At 69.5% G+C, this 15,589-nt stretch carries 16 protein-coding genes and 1 pseudogene; 8 read left to right on the forward strand and 9 right to left on the reverse strand.

Annotated elements, in window-relative coordinates; translation table 11 throughout:
* Positions 1-12 precede the first annotated feature (12 nt).
* Together mpl and EGK76_RS11300 are read left to right on the forward strand one after the other, a co-directional pair.
* Positions 13-1,368, forward strand: coding sequence for a UDP-N-acetylmuramate:L-alanyl-gamma-D-glutamyl-meso-diaminopimelate ligase (gene mpl, locus EGK76_RS11295; protein ID WP_255409785.1), 1,356 nt, complete (start codon positions 13-15; stop codon positions 1,366-1,368).
* A 31-nt stretch (positions 1,369-1,399) separates the two neighbouring features.
* A complete protein-coding gene (locus EGK76_RS11300) occupies positions 1,400-1,984 on the forward strand; it encodes an LON peptidase substrate-binding domain-containing protein (protein WP_096296620.1) in 585 nt (194 codons plus the stop codon).
* On the opposite strand, the gene EGK76_RS11305 is transcribed toward EGK76_RS11300, so the two are convergent.
* Positions 1,958-3,970: a bifunctional DedA family/phosphatase PAP2 family protein gene (locus EGK76_RS11305; RefSeq protein WP_123832673.1), complete on the reverse strand. Its 2,013-nt coding sequence runs from the start codon at positions 3,968-3,970 to the stop codon at positions 1,958-1,960. The two genes, EGK76_RS11300 and EGK76_RS11305, sit on opposite strands and share 27 nt — an antisense overlap.
* Before the next feature lie 96 nt (positions 3,971-4,066).
* On the opposite strand from EGK76_RS11305, the gene EGK76_RS11310 reads away from it, so the two are divergent.
* On the forward strand, positions 4,067-4,747 hold the full coding sequence (locus EGK76_RS11310; protein WP_096296618.1) for a serine/threonine protein kinase: 681 nt from the start codon (positions 4,067-4,069) through the stop codon (positions 4,745-4,747).
* 24 nt (positions 4,748-4,771) lie between these two features.
* Here EGK76_RS11310 and EGK76_RS11315 read toward each other — a convergent pair whose 3' ends face one another.
* Positions 4,772-5,407, reverse strand: coding sequence for a hypothetical protein (locus EGK76_RS11315; protein WP_123832674.1), 636 nt, complete (start codon positions 5,405-5,407; stop codon positions 4,772-4,774).
* 116 nt (positions 5,408-5,523) lie between these two features.
* On the opposite strand from EGK76_RS11315, the gene EGK76_RS11320 reads away from it, so the two are divergent.
* From EGK76_RS11320 to EGK76_RS15730, 4 genes and pseudogenes are all read left to right on the forward strand, one after another.
* Positions 5,524-6,342 (forward strand): NAD(P)-dependent oxidoreductase, encoded by an 819-nt coding sequence (locus tag EGK76_RS11320; protein WP_096296616.1) that lies wholly within the window; start codon positions 5,524-5,526, stop codon positions 6,340-6,342.
* Between the two features lie 244 nt (positions 6,343-6,586).
* On the forward strand, positions 6,587-7,816 hold the full coding sequence (locus tag EGK76_RS11325; protein ID WP_123832675.1) for an acetylornithine transaminase: 1,230 nt from the start codon (positions 6,587-6,589) through the stop codon (positions 7,814-7,816).
* A pseudogene (locus EGK76_RS15725) lies at positions 7,794-7,910 on the forward strand (hypothetical protein); the annotation flags it as partial. The gene EGK76_RS11325 and the pseudogene EGK76_RS15725, both read left to right, overlap by 23 nt.
* A gap of 34 nt (positions 7,911-7,944) precedes the next feature.
* The gene (locus EGK76_RS15730; protein WP_343205622.1) at positions 7,945-8,280 is read left to right on the forward strand and encodes an HIT domain-containing protein; all 336 of its coding nucleotides are present in this window, start codon (positions 7,945-7,947) and stop codon (positions 8,278-8,280) included.
* Between the two features lie 39 nt (positions 8,281-8,319).
* On the opposite strand, the gene EGK76_RS11335 is transcribed toward EGK76_RS15730, so the two are convergent.
* The 6 genes from EGK76_RS11335 to thiE all read right to left on the reverse strand — a co-directional run bounded on the left by EGK76_RS11335 (position 8,320) and on the right by thiE (position 14,287).
* On the reverse strand, positions 8,320-9,600 hold the full coding sequence (locus EGK76_RS11335) for a HAMP domain-containing sensor histidine kinase (RefSeq protein ID WP_123832676.1): 1,281 nt from the start codon (positions 9,598-9,600) through the stop codon (positions 8,320-8,322).
* Complete coding sequence (locus EGK76_RS11340; RefSeq protein ID WP_233580265.1) at positions 9,597-10,286, reverse strand: response regulator transcription factor; 690 nt, start codon at positions 10,284-10,286, stop codon at positions 9,597-9,599. Before EGK76_RS11340 ends, EGK76_RS11335 begins: the two co-directional genes overlap by 4 nt.
* A gap of 2 nt (positions 10,287-10,288) precedes the next feature.
* A complete protein-coding gene (locus EGK76_RS11345; protein ID WP_123832677.1) occupies positions 10,289-11,404 on the reverse strand; it encodes a type 1 glutamine amidotransferase domain-containing protein in 1,116 nt (371 codons plus the stop codon).
* 57 nt (positions 11,405-11,461) lie between these two features.
* Positions 11,462-12,103 carry an HAD-IA family hydrolase gene (locus tag EGK76_RS11350; protein WP_233580266.1) on the reverse strand — a complete coding sequence of 214 codons (642 nt, stop codon included), beginning with the start codon at positions 12,101-12,103 and terminating at the stop codon, positions 11,462-11,464.
* A gap of 239 nt (positions 12,104-12,342) precedes the next feature.
* The gene (gene hemL, locus EGK76_RS11355) at positions 12,343-13,638 is read right to left on the reverse strand and encodes a glutamate-1-semialdehyde 2,1-aminomutase (RefSeq protein ID WP_123832678.1); all 1,296 of its coding nucleotides are present in this window, start codon (positions 13,636-13,638) and stop codon (positions 12,343-12,345) included.
* 19 nt (positions 13,639-13,657) lie between these two features.
* Positions 13,658-14,287, reverse strand: coding sequence for a thiamine phosphate synthase (thiE, locus tag EGK76_RS11360; protein ID WP_123832679.1), 630 nt, complete (start codon positions 14,285-14,287; stop codon positions 13,658-13,660).
* A gap of 36 nt (positions 14,288-14,323) precedes the next feature.
* On the opposite strand from thiE, the gene EGK76_RS11365 reads away from it, so the two are divergent.
* Positions 14,324-14,554, forward strand: coding sequence for a rubredoxin (locus EGK76_RS11365; protein ID WP_233580267.1), 231 nt, complete (start codon positions 14,324-14,326; stop codon positions 14,552-14,554).
* Between the two features lie 369 nt (positions 14,555-14,923).
* On the opposite strand, the gene EGK76_RS11370 is transcribed toward EGK76_RS11365, so the two are convergent.
* Positions 14,924-15,373, reverse strand: coding sequence for a DUF192 domain-containing protein (locus tag EGK76_RS11370; protein ID WP_123832680.1), 450 nt, complete (start codon positions 15,371-15,373; stop codon positions 14,924-14,926).
* Positions 15,374-15,589: the final 216 nt, after the last annotated feature.

A 15,589-nucleotide genomic window follows, 5' to 3' on the forward strand; every position in this document is an offset into this window, starting at 1 on the left:
AGGAAACGGCTCTTGAAACTTCATATTCTGGGCATCGCGGGCACCTTCATGGGCGGCGTTGCCGCGCTCGCACGCGAACTCGGCCATGCGGTCGAAGGCAGTGACCAGGCGGTGTACCCGCCCATGTCCACGCAGCTCGAGCGGCTGGGTATCACGCTGCATCAGGGCTACGAGGCCGCGCACATCGGCGATGCGGACCAGGTCGTCATCGGCAACGCACTCTCGCGCGGCAACCCCGCGGTCGAGGCCGTGCTCGACAGCGGGCGTGCCTACACCTCCGGCGCGGAATGGCTGCGCGACCATGTGCTGCCCGGACGCGACGTGCTCGCGGTCGCCGGGACGCATGGCAAGACCACGACCAGCACCATCCTCGCCTTCCTGCTGGAAGCCGCGCAGCGCGCGCCCGGTTTCCTGATCGGCGGGCTCGCCGAGGACTTCGGCGTATCGGCACGCATCGGCGGCGGGCGCGAGTTCGTGGTGGAGGCCGACGAGTACGACACCGCGTTCTTCGACAAGCGCAGCAAGTTCGTGCACTACCGGCCGCTGGTCGCGATCCTCAACAACCTCGAATACGACCACGCCGACATCTTTCCCGACGTCGCCGCGATCCAGCGCCAGTTCCATCACCTGGTCCGCACCGTGCCGGGCCGCGGCCGCCTGATCGTCAACGGCCACGAGCCGCGCCTCGACGAAGTGCTCGCGATGGGCTGCTGGACGCCGGTCGAGCGCTTCGGTTTCGACCCGGCCTTCGCCTGGTGCGCGGTCAAGCGCGCCGACGACGGCAGCGCCTTCACGGTGCTGCGCGACGGGGTCGAGCTCGGCACCGTCGAATGGCCGTTGCTGGGTGATCACAACGTGCTCAACGCACTGGCGGCGCTGGCCGCCTGCGCCGCGGTCGGCGTCGAGGTGGCGACGGTGCTGCCCGCGCTGGGCGGCTTCCGCAGCGTCAAGCGCCGGCTCGAAGTGCTCGGCAGCGCCGGCGGCATCACGGTCTACGACGATTTCGCCCACCACCCGACAGCGATCGCAACGACGCTGGCGGGGCTGCGGGCCAGGGTCGGCGGGGCGCGCATCGTCGTGGCGATGGAGCCACGCAGCAATTCGATGCGGCTGGGCGCGCATGCGCAGGCGCTGGCGCCGTCGCTGGACCTTGCGGACGACGTGCTGTTCCTGCACCGGCCCGAGCTCGCATGGGACGCCGGCGCGGTGGTCGCCGCAGTCCGCGGCGAGGCGCTGGCGGTGCCCGACGTCGATACGCTGCTGGCCGAACTCGGCGCGCGGGTCCGCCCCGGCGACCACGTGGTGTTCATGTCGAACGGTGGATTCGACGGGGCGCCGCAGCGGTTTGCCGCCAGTCTGCGCGACTGAGCGCACACGCCCGCCCGCCTAGACTGCGCGCATGGCTGATGACACCTCGTTGCCGCTGTTCCCGCTGCGTACCGTGCTCGTGCCCGGCGCCGCGCTGGCCCTGCGCGTGTTCGAGCCGCGCTACCTCGATCTGGTCCGCGAATGCGGGCGCCGCGGCACCGGTTTCGGCATCTGCCTGATCCTCGAGGGCGACGAAGTGGGCACGCCCGCGACCCCCGCCGGCATCGGCACCGAGGCGCTGATCGAGGATTTCGACATGGGCGCCGATGGCCTGCTCACGCTGCGCGTGCGTGGCGGGCGCCGCTTCCACGTGCGGCGCACGCGCGTGCGCGACAGCGGGCTGGTGGTGGCCGATGTCGACTGGTGCGCGCCCGATCCCACGATCGACCTGCAACCCGAGCACGCGGTGCTGGGCCTGGTGCTGCGCAAGATCCTCGAGCACATCGACGGCGCCGGCCAGGCCTTTCCGGAGCCGCATTTCGACGACGCGGCCTGGGTCGGCTGGCGCCTGGCCGAGCTGTTGCCGCTGGAGCAGCCGAAACGTCAGCTGCTGCTGCAGCAGGACGATCCCGACGTGCGGCTGGAAACCCTATTGCGCCTGGTCGACGACGACTGAGCCGCCGTCGGTGCGCAGCCGCAGCGTCGGGATGCCCGACTGCGGATGCACTTCCTCGCGACTCGGGAAGTCGTCGAGCACCTCGCGCAGGCCGCGGTGCACGCTCTGGGTGTCGGGCTGCGGCTGCCACAGACCGAACGCGCCGAAGGGGCGGGTATAGCGCATCGCCTGGCTGCTACCGACCCACAGCTCGGCGCCATCGTCGAGCTGCGCCGGGGCGCGCCACAGTCGCAATACCTCGGTCTGGCCGTCATCGGTCGTGCGTCGCATCAGCAGGGTTTCGGCCACGGTGTCCAGCGTAGCCGGCAGCACCGGCTGCTGGGCCGGGGTGATGTCGTCGTCGAGCAGGGAGAGCACGCGCATCCAGCCGGCCTGCGGCTGGACCTCCCAGCCGTGGGCTTCGAGGCGCGCCTGCAGGGGCGCCAGAGGTCCGGCGATCTGCACATCGAGCGGCCAACGATGGGCCGGGTCGCGTTCGCGCAGTTGGCCCGGCAGGGCGCGCCAGTCGCGTTCCCACCATGCGTCCGCGTCCAGCGTCAACATCGGCGGCTGCGACGCGAACTTCGCCAGCAGCGGATCGACTGCGCGCGGCGCATGCCAGAGCGCCGCGAGGGCGAAGGTGAGATAGAAGATCAGCGCCACCGGGCGCATCCAGAAGCTGCGCTCGACGTGGCGACGGTAGGCGATGCCCAGGATAAGCAGCCAGACGACGCCCAGCAGCATGCCGCCGACGATGTCGCTGAGCCAGTGCGCGCCCAGATACAGGCGCGCAAAGCCGAGTACCGCGACCACGACGCCGGAGACGAGATAGGGCCAGACCCGCGTCCGGCCGGGCAGCTCGCGCGCGATCAGCACGGCGAAGAAGCCGAACACGATCGTGCATATCGTGATCTCCACCGCGGGAAACCCGAAGCCGCCATGCGCGGTCGGTGGGCGCGGCATGTCGATCACCGCGCCGAGCAGCGCGGTCAGCGCCATGCCGAAGGCGAGCGCTGCCAGCCAGTGCGCGGCCCCGAGCCAGCGCCGCCGCCAGATCAGCCAGGCCAGGGTCAGCGCGACGGCCGGGCCGAGCACGTGGACGTCACCGATCGAGGCGAGTGCGGCCATCATCCGGTCGGCCAACGGATTGCGCAGTTCGTACATGAACTGGAAGACCGTCTGGTCGATCACCAGTGGCTCGCCACGCATGATCACTGTGGCCAGGAGTGCAAAGCAGGCCCAGCCGATGGCCAGCAGGCAGGCCGCCAGGATCAGCAGCGAGGCCGATTCCGGCCGCCGCGGGTCCACCAGAGAAACCGCATAGCGGCCCAGGCGCGGATGCGCGCGACTCCACAGCAGCAGCCGGGTCAGCAGGCTGTTGGCGTGGGCATCGAACCAGCGATAGCTGTAGATCACGATCGCCCAGGCCAGCGCGAGCACCGCGACCAGCGCGCCCAGCACCAGCGCCAGTCGGTCTGCGACCGCAGCGACGGCGTCGTAGGAGGCGCCGAAGATCCAGCCCGGCGCCAGAAACAGCGCCGACCACGACAGGCAGGCCGCCGCACTGATTGGCAGATACTGGCGCAGCGGCATGTGGGCAATGCCTGCGATCGCCGGCACGAACGGTCGGATCGGGCCGACATAGCGCGCGACCAGGATGCTCTTGATCGCATTGCGGCGGAACACCGTTTCGCTGCGGTCCAGCAGCTGCGGATACTTGCGGAACGGCCAGATGCCCCGCAGACCATGGCCCCAGCGACGGCCCACCCAGTAGCTCACGCCGTCGCCGGCCATCGCGCCGATCGCCGCGCAGGCCACCGCGTAGGGACCGGAAATTTCGCCCAGGCCGATCAGCACGCCGATCGCAAACAGCAGCGGCAAGGCCGGCACCACGGCGCCCAGGATGATCACCGCGTCGCAGAACGCGATCAGGAAGATCACGATGCCGGCGGCGACCGGATGGTCGCCGACCCAGGCGACCAGACTGTTGAAGAGCTCGCTCAGCATCGCGGCATTATGGCAGCGCCGATGGTGCGGCCGGGTCGTCCTGCAGGACCGGGCAGGGGCTGGCGTTAACGCCGCGCGCGCTCCGTACAATGCGGCATGCCCGATACCCACGACCGTTCCGACGAGGCCATCGAGGTCAGCGCGCTGAAAGCCGACAGCTTCGGCCGCATTGCGCTGATGCGTGGCAGCGATGGCACCCGCTTCGTGCGGCGTGACCTGCGTCACGTGCCGCTGTGGTTGCGGCTGCCGGCATGGTGGCTGGCGCGGCGCGAAGCGCGCGGGCTCGCCGCAGTGGCGGGCATGCGCGACGTGCCGCAGCTGTTGGCCTGGGACGGGCGCCGGCTCGATCGCAGCTATATGCCGGGCGCGGCGATGTACCAGCGCCCGCCGCACGGCGACCTGATCTATTTCCGGCGTGCGCGACGGCTGCTGCAGGGCCTGCACCGGCGCGGGCTCGCCCACAACGATCTGGCCAAGGAAGCCAACTGGCTGGTGCTCGACGACGGCCGCCCGGCGATCATCGACTTCCAGCTCGCGGTACGTGGCCACCCGCGCTCGCGCTGGATGCGCCTGCTGGCGCGCGAGGATCTGCGGCATCTGCTCAAGCACAAGCGCATGTACTGCCGCGCCGCGCTGACCCCGGTGGAGAAGCGCGTGCTCAAGCGCACGTCCTGGCTGCGCGACCTGTGGTTCCGGACCGGCAAGCCGGTCTACCGGGTGGTGACGCGCAGGATCCTCAAGTGGGAAGACAACGAGGGGCAGGGGCCCAAACCTTGAACGGCGCGCCCTGAGCCGCTGCGCTCAGTGCAGGTCGATCACGCGGCGCCCGGTGAACCGGCGCGCGTCGTCGAAGTCGTAGCCCACCCGCAGCGTGGCCACGTCCGCGCAGGCGTGGCAGCTGCGCATCGGCGTGGCGAACACCAGGCGCACCCCGCCGCCGTCCAGCGGCTGCGTCCCCTCCAGATGCGCAGGCGCGAACAGCATCGCGTCGGGATGGGCCGCGCGGAAGTCGGCGATGTCCTGGCGGTCGCTGTCTGCGGCGGCGAACGGATCCGCATCGACATCGCAGACCCGGCGCGAAGCGTCGATCAGCCAGGTGCCCTGGTTGGTGTTCGCGCGGAACGGGAACTCGGTCGTCGCCACGTCGACGCCATCGATCGTCTGCCAGCGGGCGATGTAGCCGGCCTCCCCGTCTTCCGCCATCCGGGCGCTGGCCGCCAGCGCCTCCGGACTCGCGCCGGTGGCTTCCATGGTCGCGCGCAGACAGTCGACGACCGGCCCGAGGTCCCCGCGGCACGCTTCGGCCGTGCCGCTCCAGACCGCGTCGGCGTCGAGCGGGGGCGTCGTGGTGAAGGTGCCGCTGGCCTCCGGCACCACTGCCGGCGCCTGGCAGGCGGTCAAAGCGCACAGCAGCAACGCGCAGGCAAGACGGGCCATCGATGTTCTCCGGCAGGCGGGGCAGCCCCAGTATTCCGCTCCCCCCACTGAACCATCGCTGGCATTCACCACGCCGCGCATACTGCCCACCCGACCGCAGATCCAGGAGCGCCCGCATGTCGACACTCGCCGGCAAGACCCTCTTCATCACCGGCGCCTCGCGCGGCATCGGGCTGGCGATTGCCGAGCGCGCCGCGCGCGACGGCGCGAATGTCGCGATCGCCGCCAAGTCCGAGGTCGCCAATCCAAAACTGCCCGGCACCATCCATAGCGCCGCGCGCAGCGTCGAGGCCGCAGGCGGCCGCGCCTTGGCCTTGCGGTGCGACATCCGCGAGGAAGACCAGGTGCGCGCCGCAGTGGCTGCGACCGTCGACGCCTTCGGCGGCATCGACATCCTGGTCAACAATGCCAGCGCGATCTGGCTGCGCGGCACGCTCGACACGCCGATGAAGCGCTTCGATCTCATGCAGCAGGTCAACGCGCGCGGCAGCTTCCTGTGTGCGCAGGCCTGCCTGCCGTATCTGTTGCAGGCGCCCAATCCGCACATCCTCACCCTGTGCCCGCCGCCGTCGCTCGACCCCAAGTGGTGGGCGCCGCACACCGGCTACACGCTGGCCAAGATGGGCATGAGCTTCGTGACGCTGGGCCTGGCGGCCGAGTTCGGCCCGCAGGGCGTCGCCGTCAACGCGCTGTGGCCGCGCACGCTGATCGGCACCGACGCCCTGAACATGATTCCCGGCGTGGAGCGCGGCAATGGCCGCAGCCCGTCGATCATGGGCGACGCCGCGCACGCCATCCTCGTGCGAGAGGCCGCCGGCTTCCACGGCCGCTTCCTGATCGATGACGAGGTGCTGCGCGAGGCCGGTATCACCGACCTTGATGCGTATGCGATCGATCCCACGCAGCCGCTGCTGCCGGATCTGTTCCTGGACTGAGTACGCGGCGGCCACTGCGGCGGCGCGCCTGCGTCCAGCCGGCGGAGCGCCGGGCCTCACGCGGGGCTTTCCAGGGCCGCGTCTTCGGGCGGCCGCGGCACGGCCGAAGGCGAGAGGCGGGGGCGTTCACCCTCGGTTGGCGGCGGAACCTGAGCGCGCCTGCCCCTTGCCACCACCGAACCGGCGGCGGAAGCCGGCCGGCCGGGGCCGTACAATTGTCGGCCCGCGTCCCGACGACCTACGCATGTCCACTGCAGCCGACCTCATCGCCCTCGCCCAGCGCCATGTGCTGCCCGTCTACCGGCCGCGCGAGCTGGTGCTCGAGCGCGGCAACGGCGCGCGCGTCTGGGACAGCGAGGGCCGCGAGTACGTCGACCTGTCGGCCGGCATCGCCGTCTGCGGGCTTGGCCACAATGATCCCGATCTCGTCGCCGCACTGGTCGAACAGGCCGGCAAGCTGTGGCACACCAGCAACGTCTTTTACAGCGAACCGCCGCTGCGGCTGGCCGCCGAACTGGTCGAAGCCAGCGGCTTCGCCACGCGTACCTTCCTGTGCAATTCCGGCGCCGAGGCCAACGAGGCCGCGATCAAGCTCGTGCGCAAATGGGCCACCGCGCAGGGCCGCAACCCCGATCGCCGGGTGATCGTGACGGCGCGCGGCAGCTTCCATGGGCGCACGCTGGCCGCGGTCACCGCGACCGCGCAGCCCAAATACCAGGCCGGCTACGAGCCGCTGCCCGGTGGTTTCCGCTACGTCGATTTCAACGACGTCGCCCAGCTCGAAGCCGCGATGGCCGGCGGTGACGTCGCCGCGGTCATGCTCGAACCCGTGCAGGGCGAGGGTGGTGTCATGCCGGCCGCCGACGGGTATCTGGCCGCGGTGCGCGCGCTGTGCGATCGCCACGAGGCCCTGCTGGTGCTCGACGAGATCCAGTGCGGCATGGGCCGCACCGGCACGTTGTTCGCGCATACCCAGGACGGCGTCGTGCCCGACATCGTCACGCTGGCCAAGGCGCTCGGCGGCGGCTTCCCGATCGGTGCACTGCTGGCGGGTCCGAAGGTCGCCGAGGCGATGCAGTTCGGTGATCACGGCACCACCTTCGGCGGCAATCCGCTGGCTGCCGCGGTCGCGCGCGTGGCCCTGCGCAAGCTGGCATCGCCCGAGATCGCCACCAACGTGGCGCGCCAGTCACGCGCGCTGCGCGACGGCCTCGCCGCGCTCGACGCCGAGTTCGGCCTGTTCTCCGAGGTTCGCGGTCGCGGCCTGATGCTCGGCGCCGTGCTGCGTCCCGAGCATGCCGGCCAGGCGGGCGCGATCCTCGACCACGCCGCGCGCCACGGCCTGCTGATGCTGCAGGCCGGCCCGGACGTGCTGCGGTTCGTGCCGGCGTTGAACATCACCGATGCCGACATCGCCGAGGGCCTGGCGCGGCTGCGCGCGGCGCTCGCCGATGCCGTCGTCGCCGCCGGCTGATCCGGTCCAGAACGCCTGCGCGTTCTGCGCGATCCTTGCGGGCGCGCTGCCTGCAAGCCTCGTCCACGAGGACGACCAGGTGATCGCCTTCATGGATCTGCGCCAGGCGGTGCCCGGGCACGTGCTCGTTGTGCCGCGCCGGCACGTCGAAAACCCTGTTCGACCTGGACGAAGACACCGCCGCGCAGCTGATGCGGATCGCCGTCCGCATCGCCCGTGCGGCCGACGCGGTTTTCGCCCCCGATGGCCTCAATCTGTGGCAGTCCAACCGCGACGCCGGCGGGCAGGAGATCCCGCATGTGCATCTGCATGTGCAGCCGCGGATGTCCGGCGACGGACTGATGCGGATCTATCCCGGCGTCCGCCCGCCTGCGCCGGCTGCGCGGGACGTGCTCGATGCGTGGGCGGGACGACTTCGAGACGCCTTGCAGGTGTTCCGGTCCGGGCGCGCAAGCAGCGATTGATCCGGGCATCGTCTCGGCCGGCCCGATCCGGCCTCAACCCTACGCATCGCCGGAAGGCCCCAGCGCAAGGTGGACGACGGTCGCGAGTCCTTCGCTCTCGAAGCGCAGCGCGATTCGGTGTCGCGCGCACAGACGGCGGACGATGGCCAGGCCGAGGCCGACCCCAGCACTGGCCTCGCTTTTGACGAAGGGTTGGAAGGCCGTTTCCCCCGGCCACGCGCCGGGATTGGCGATGCGCAATCCGCCAGCGTCGACGTCGATGACGACATCGCCGGAGCCGCCATGGGCGAAAGCGTTGCCGACGAGGTTCGAGAGCACGATGTGCAACACCGGTGCCGGCAATCGGGCCTGCGTTGCGTGCGGTACCTCGACACGGATCGAAACATCACGTCCTTCGAGCAATGGCGCCTGGTCGACGATCACGCGCTCGAGCACCGGCAGCACCGCGATGTCTGGTGCGGACGTGTCGACGTCTTCGCGCGCCAGAGCGAGCAGGGCAGCGACCGTGCGTTCGAGCTGCTGGGCCGACTGGCGGACGTGTTCGAGTTGCCGCTGCGCTTCGCCGCGGAGATCGGTCCGCGCGCCAAGTCGTTCACAGGCGCTGCGGATCACCGTCAGCGGCGTGCGCAGTTCGTGGCTGGCGTCGCGGGTGAACTCGCGCTCGCGCTCCACGAAGGCATCGACACGCTCGATCAGGCGTTCCAGTCCACGTGCGAGCGTTCCCACCTCGTCGTCGGGAAATCCCTCTGCGAATCGGGCCGGCAGAAGTGTGGGTTCGGCGTCGTCGACCAGGGCGGCGAGGCGCGAGAGAGGTGCTGTCATGCGCCGTGCGAGCCAAGCACCGAACAGCAGTGCCAGCACGGTCACCGCCAACGCCGACCAGCCCAGCCATTGCAGGATGCCGCCGCGCATCGACCGCACCACCAGGTGCTGGCTGACTTCCGCGAGCAGCCATGTCGGCGCTGCGCTGCCCGCAGGTTCGAGCGCCTGCAGGTGGTAGTGACGACCGGCCTCGCCGGGAAACTCGCGACGCCACGGCGCCTCGGCCAGGCGTAAGCCCAGCGCGTCAGGCAATGTGGCCGGATCGGGATGCACGCTGACGAACCGCAGTTGCGGCGTGACCCATGCGCCGGTCTCGGCGTGGTGCGCCAGCTGGACCGCAGCCTCGTCCGCTAGCAGACCCTGGAAAATCGAGTCTTCCACCAGATAGACGAACAGCACCACATAGAAGCCGTAAAGCAGGACGACCAACAGGGCGAAGGCAGAGAAGGCCAGCATCAACCGGTCGCGCAGACGACCGCGTCGGGGCTTGGCGCTCATATGTCGGCCTCCAGCCGGAAGCCGACGCCGTGCACGGTCTTGAGCATCGGCGTGTCGAGGGGTCCGTCGAGCGCCCGACGCAGCAGATACAGGTGAGTGCGCAGAGGACCGGATTCCGGCGGCGACGCGCCCCAGACGAGCTCGATCAGTTCACTGCGGGTCAAGGTGCGCGGCGAGGCCTCCGCCAGCGCCAACAGCAGGTGCCGCGCGGTCTGCTGCAGCGCCAGCGTGCGGCCCGCGCGATGGGCCACTCCGCTCCGCCGGTCGATGCTCAGGCTGCCGACATGCAGCACGTGCGCAGTGCCGGCGCGGTGGCGTTGTGACAGCGCCAGGCAGCGTGCCAGCAGCTCGGCTGCGGCAAACGGTTTGACCAGATAGTCGTCGGCGCCACTGCGGAAGCCGAGCAGTTTGTCTTCAAGCGCATCGCGGGCGGTCAGCATCAGCACCGGTACATGACGGTCGGCCTGCGCTCGCAGGCGCTCGCACACACGCAAGCCGTCCAGACCGGGCAGGCCGAGATCCAGCACCAGCACATCCGGTGGATCGGACAGTGCGAACTGCAGGCCGCTGAGCCCATCGGCAGCGAAGTCGGCGTGGATGCCGTGCTCGCTGAACATCGCGTCGAGGTTGGCGCGTAGCGCCGGATTGTCCTCGATCACCAGAATGCGTGGGGCGGGCATGGCCATGGTCAGCCGTCGATGCGTTGCAGAAGGGCCTCAGCCTGTTCCATTCCCGGAGTCGCTTCCAGTACCTGGAGTACCAGGGCCCGCGCCTCAGCGCGCTCGCTCAGGCGCAGGTGCGCATCGGCGGCAGCCAGCTTGAGCCGGGGCTCGTCCATGTGCGGCAGCGCAAGCTGCATCGTTTGCAGTGCCGCACGCAGCGCTACTGCATCGTCACCGGCAGCTTGGGCCAGGTAGTAGCCGAGGATGCCGATCAGATCCGCGTGATAGTGGGTGGGCGATTGAGCCAGTGCCGCGTGCGCGCTGCCCACATCGCCATCGCGGAGCTGTTCCACCAGCGCCATGGTCGCCTCGTCGCGCCAGAGAGTGCGGGCCACGGGCGCCCGGCCCAGACCGCGCACGATCGCCTCAGCCACGGCGGTGGTCGAGTAGGGGTTCTGGCCGGTGATCAGACGACCATCGACGACGAGCTTCGGCATCATCAGCGGTGCTTCGTCCCAGATCGCGCCACGGGCCGCTGCCGCATCCTCGAGCTGCCAGGGAAAATCGCTGGCCCACTTCTTCCCGAAGATGGCTTCCTCCTCGTTGCTGAAGCCGGTCATGCGACGCCCGGCGACCAACAACGCGCCGTCGGCCAGACGCACGTCGACCAACGCCGCCGGCCCGTGGCAGACCGCGGCGATCAACGCACCGGCTTCCCAGGCCCGGGCAATCAGTTGCTGCAGGGCGGTATCGCGCGGCAGATCGAACATCGCGCCCTTGCCGCCCACCACGTAGATCGCGGCGTAGTCATTGGCATCCAGCGCGTCGGTACGCCGGGTGTCGGCCAGTTGACGCATTGCGTCCGTATCGGCCAGCAGCGCTGCGTTGAAGGGTTCGTTGGCGTCATAGCGATCGGCTTCGACCGCGCCGCCCTGCGGACTGGCGACTTCGACCGCGAGGCCGTTGGCCTTGAAGATCAGCCAGGCCTGGGACAGTTCATCGAACTCGTAACCGGGCCGGGTTTTGCCTGCATCTCGGCCCTCCCCGCTGAGAACGATCAAGACGGTTTCTGCGGCGCTGACCAGCGTAGACGACAGACACAGCGTGGCGACGAGTAGACAGGACGCGAGCGGATGTCGCATGGGAACTCCGGGAGGGGATGACCGGAGACAGGATCCCGCCGCGGGATCAAGCAGATTTCAAACCGGTGGGGCGGGGCCGCGGGGCAGCAACCCGTAACGCCGGAACACCATCCGCATCGACCGTGCATCGACCACCGTGTCGGCGTGCAGGCCCGCGGCGCGCGCGCCCTGCACGTTCACGAACAGGTCGTCGACGAACAGGGTGTCCTGCGCGCGCACGTCGAAGTGTGCGAGCGCTTGCTCGAAGATCGCGCGGTCCGGTTTGCGCACGCGCAGGACGCCGCTGCACAGCACGCGGCCCTCGAGCATGGGGAACAGCGGGGCCACGATGCGTGGAATCGCGTCCAGCATGAGTGCGCCATTGTTGGTCAGCACGCCAACCTGCACAGTTGACGCGATCGACGCGACGAGTTCCATCGCAACGGGATCGGCCTGGGCGCCGGCCACGCGCGCAGCGATCCATGCGTCCGCGTCGATCGTGTTTCCGATGCCTGCGCTCAGGCGCTCCAGATAGTCCGCGGTGTCGAGCGTGCCGCTGTCGTAGGCGCGCTCCAGTCCAGAGTCGAAGAGTATTTCCGACACGCGCGCGGGCGTGCAGCCGGCGACTCGGGCCAGATGGGCCAGGCGCGCGGGCCGCGAGTAGTGCGCCAGCACGCCATCGAAGTCCAGCAGCGCCAGACGCAGCGGCGGCGTGTTCACCGCGCGGGTTCCCTGGTGTGGATGCCGGTCGGCGCCGCGAAGATGCCGCAGCCGATCACAATCGAAGCGATCAACGGCGCACCCCTTGGAATGTCACCAAAAGCAGCCATTGCGCCATTGCGACAGCCCGCCGGGGATGCTGGCAGTGGACTTCACCCGGGAGGGCGCGCGGGTAGCAACTCGCATCCCAATGCGCTGGCTTGCGGGTCGCCATCCTCCTGCCCCTGGCGCTGGGCGCTTCATGCGGTGCGCACCTCGGCGAACGCCTCGCGCGCGGCGGCGATCGTCGCCTCGATCACCGAGGCATCGTGCGCCGACGACATGAAGCCCGCTTCGAAGGCCGACGGCGCCAGGAACACGCCGCGCGCCAGCATCGCGTGGAAGAAGCGGTTGAACGCAGCGGTGTCGCAGGCGACGGCCTGTGCATAGGTGTCGACGTACGGCTGGTCAGTGAAGAACAGGCCGAACATGCCGCCGACGCGCGTGGTGGTGAACGGTACGCCGGCATCGCGAGCCGCGGCTTCCAGACCGTCGCACAGCAGGTTCGAGTTCGCTTCGAGCGCATCGTGGAAGCCGGGCTCCGACACCAGATCCAGCATCGCCAGGCCCGCGGCCATCGCGACCGGATTTCCGCTCAGCGTGCCCGCCTGGTAGATCGGCCCGGCCGGCGCGATCTGCTCCATCAGGTCGCGGCGTCCGCCGTAGGCACCCACCGGCATGCCGCCGCCGATGATCTTGCCGAAGGTGCTGATATCCGGGGTCACACCGTAACGCGCCTGCGCGCCACCGAGCGCAACCCGGAAGCCCGTCATCACCTCATCGAAGATCAGCAACGCGCCGTGCTGAGTGCACAGCTCGCGCAGATGCTGGAGGTAGCCGTCCCGCGGCGGCAGGCAGTTGGCATTGCCGACCACGGGTTCAATGATCAGCCCGGCGATGTCCGCGCCGGCCTGGGCGAACAGTGCGCTGGCCGCGTCGAAGTCGTTATAGGGAAGGGTCAGGGTCAGGTCGGCCAGCGCCTTCGGCACGCCGGGCGAGGTCGGCACGCCGAGCGTCAGTGCACCGCTGCCGGCCTTGACCAGGAACGAGTCGCCATGGCCGTGATAGCAGCCCTCGAACTTGACGATGCAGGTGCGTCCCGTCGCGCCGCGCGCGAGGCGGATCGCCGACAGCGTGGCTTCGGTGCCGGAATTGACCATGCGCACCATCTCCATCGACGGCACCAGCGCGGTCAGGCGTTCCGCCATCGTGATCTCCGCTTCGGTCGGCGCGCCGAACGACAGGCCGTCACCGATCGCACGCTTGACCGCCTGGCGGACCGCCGCATGGTTGTGGCCGACGATCATCGGTCCCCATGAGCCGACGTAGTCGATGTAACGGTTGCCGTCGACGTCGAACAGATGGGGGCCGTCGGCGCGCTGGACGAAGAACGGCTCGCCTCCCACGGACTTGAACGCACGGACCGGCGAATTGACGCCGCCGGGCAGGAGGCTGCGGGCGCGTTCGAACAGGGCATGCGAGCGGGACGTGTCCATGGAGGCTCCGGTAGGGGGATTAGAGGTTGAACGCCGCGCGATAGGCGGCTGCGGCCGCAGCAGGATGACGCGCGGCGAAGACGCCACTGATGACCGCGACGAGATCCGCGCCGGCGGCGACGAGCTGACGCGCATTCTCCGGGGTGATGCCGCCGATCGCCACCCGCGGCACGCCCAGCGCGGCCGCATCGCGCAGCACCGATTTGTGCGCGACCCGGGCGTCGGGCTTGGTGGGCGACGGGAAGAACGCGCCGAACGCGACGTAATTTGCACCGGCATCGACCGCGCGCTGCGCGAGCGCAGCCGAGTCGTAGCAGGATGCCCCGAGGATCGCCACGGGTCCGAGCGCGCGCCGCGCTTCATGCAAGACGCCGTCGTCTTCCCCCAGGTGTGCGCCATCGGCGCCGAGTTCGGCGGCGAGCGCCCAGTCGTCGTTGACGATCAGAGGCACCCCGGTGGCCTGGCACAGCGGCAGCAAGGCCTGGATCTGCTCGCGGCGCAACGTGCTGTCGGCGCGCTTGTTGCGGTACTGCATCCAGGTCGCATGCGGCAGCACCGGCGCGACCTGCGCCAGCAGTTGGGCGGTTTCGGACACATCCGGCGTGATCAGATAGAGACCGCGCGGTGCGCTGGACGGACTGATGTTCATCGGCGTGAATTCCGGTGGAGTGGGCGCGATGGGACAATGCAGCGCATCAACGCTGCCGCATGTGACCATTATCCGATGAACGATTCGACGACGCAGGACGCCTACCAGACATGGATGTGCGTGGTCTGCGGTTTCATCTACGACGAGGCCGTCGGAATTCCGGATGAGGGCATCCCGGCAGGCACCCGCTGGGCCGACGTCCCCGAGTCCTGGACGTGCCCGGACTGCGGCGTCACCAAAGAAGACTTCGAGATGATGGTGCTCTGAGCGGGGCAGGGCGAGTGGGGCCCGCTCTGGTTTGCGGTGTCCCGCCCGGTGGACCATCCGTTGCCCGGTGGCACCCCGCCCAGCGCCGCTATCCGTTGCGGGTGTGGAAGAAGTGGCGGGGACCATCTGCCACTGGCGGCGCCGGTCTCAAGCTTTGGCACATTTCCCGTCACGCCTGCGCGGGGATCGCAGGTGCAACGCGGGTGCCAGACGAATCACGCCGGTCTGCAAACGCCCAGCTCGGGGGTGAGTGGAGCTGAAGCGTATGCGCGGCGGACCGCAGTGCGTCCGCCGGCTGCTCGCGATGTCCGGCGCGCCCGACGTCCCTACTCATATGTAACGGGACGAACTCGTCGAGCGCGTCCCCGATCAGGGGGTCCGGATCGACGGCGAAAGGATCAGTGTTTCGCCATCCACCAGGCCGATCCGGCTGGCCTCGCCGGCATTGAGCTCGAGCACGTACCGCGCTGGGGCCTTGCTGGGATAGGGCGGGCAGCGATCGCCGCCCGAGCAGGGCGGCACGTCGCGCTGCTGCGACACCAGTTTGCGGGCGTCGTCGAAGTAGAGGATGTCGAGCGGGATGCGTGTGTTCTTCATCCAGTAGGCCTGGGGCGCCTCGGTGTCGTGTATGAAAAGCATCCCGTGGCCCTCGTCGAGCCGGTCGCGGAACATCAGGCCGCGCGCGCGGGCTTCGTCGGTCGCGGCGATCTCGACGCTATAGCGATTGCCGGCGAGCTCCACCCAGTCCCCGCCGCTGGCGCAGGCAGGCAACAGGAGCGAAGCAAGCAGGGTAAGAAGCAGCAGCCGGAGTGCGCGCATATAGGGAGGCCTTGGCGGTTGGACGGCACCCACCTTCGGCAACGGTCGGGCGACCGTCAAGAAAAATTGCCCTGGGGGTTCCCAAATCCATTCTGGCTATGCATAATTCGCGCCCCGCTCAGCGGGCTGCTCTTCGGGGCGGCGAACCGGGCGGGGCGGGACGGGAAACACGCTTTCACACGGTGTTGACAGACTCGAAAGTCGCGGTAATATGTG

It is taken from the genome of Luteimonas sp. 100069 (assembly GCF_003813845.1).
GTDB classification, from domain to species: domain Bacteria; phylum Pseudomonadota; class Gammaproteobacteria; order Xanthomonadales; family Xanthomonadaceae; genus Luteimonas; species Luteimonas chenhongjianii.

Bases quoted from the DNA above. Each gene is read 5' to 3' on its own strand.
- EGK76_RS11300 (WP_096296620.1), top strand. From the start codon at position 1,400: ATGGCTGATGACACCTCGTTGCCGCTGTTCCCGCTGCGTACCGTGCTC.
- EGK76_RS11305 (WP_123832673.1), bottom strand. From the start codon at position 3,970: ATGCTGAGCGAGCTCTTCAACAGTCTGGTCGCCTGGGTCGGCGACCAT.
- EGK76_RS11310 (WP_096296618.1), top strand. From the start codon at position 4,067: ATGCCCGATACCCACGACCGTTCCGACGAGGCCATCGAGGTCAGCGCG.
- EGK76_RS11315 (WP_123832674.1), bottom strand. From the start codon at position 5,407: ATGGCCCGTCTTGCCTGCGCGTTGCTGCTGTGCGCTTTGACCGCCTGC.
- EGK76_RS11320 (WP_096296616.1), top strand. From the start codon at position 5,524: ATGTCGACACTCGCCGGCAAGACCCTCTTCATCACCGGCGCCTCGCGC.
- EGK76_RS11325 (WP_123832675.1), top strand. From the start codon at position 6,587: ATGTCCACTGCAGCCGACCTCATCGCCCTCGCCCAGCGCCATGTGCTG.
- EGK76_RS11335 (WP_123832676.1), bottom strand. From the start codon at position 9,600: ATGAGCGCCAAGCCCCGACGCGGTCGTCTGCGCGACCGGTTGATGCTG.
- EGK76_RS11340 (WP_233580265.1), bottom strand. From the start codon at position 10,286: ATGGCCATGCCCGCCCCACGCATTCTGGTGATCGAGGACAATCCGGCG.
- EGK76_RS11345 (WP_123832677.1), bottom strand. From the start codon at position 11,404: ATGCGACATCCGCTCGCGTCCTGTCTACTCGTCGCCACGCTGTGTCTG.
- hemL (WP_123832678.1), bottom strand. From the start codon at position 13,638: ATGGACACGTCCCGCTCGCATGCCCTGTTCGAACGCGCCCGCAGCCTC.
- thiE (WP_123832679.1), bottom strand. From the start codon at position 14,287: ATGAACATCAGTCCGTCCAGCGCACCGCGCGGTCTCTATCTGATCACG.
- EGK76_RS11365 (WP_233580267.1), top strand. From the start codon at position 14,324: ATGCAGCGCATCAACGCTGCCGCATGTGACCATTATCCGATGAACGAT.
- EGK76_RS11370 (WP_123832680.1), bottom strand. From the start codon at position 15,373: ATGCGCGCACTCCGGCTGCTGCTTCTTACCCTGCTTGCTTCGCTCCTG.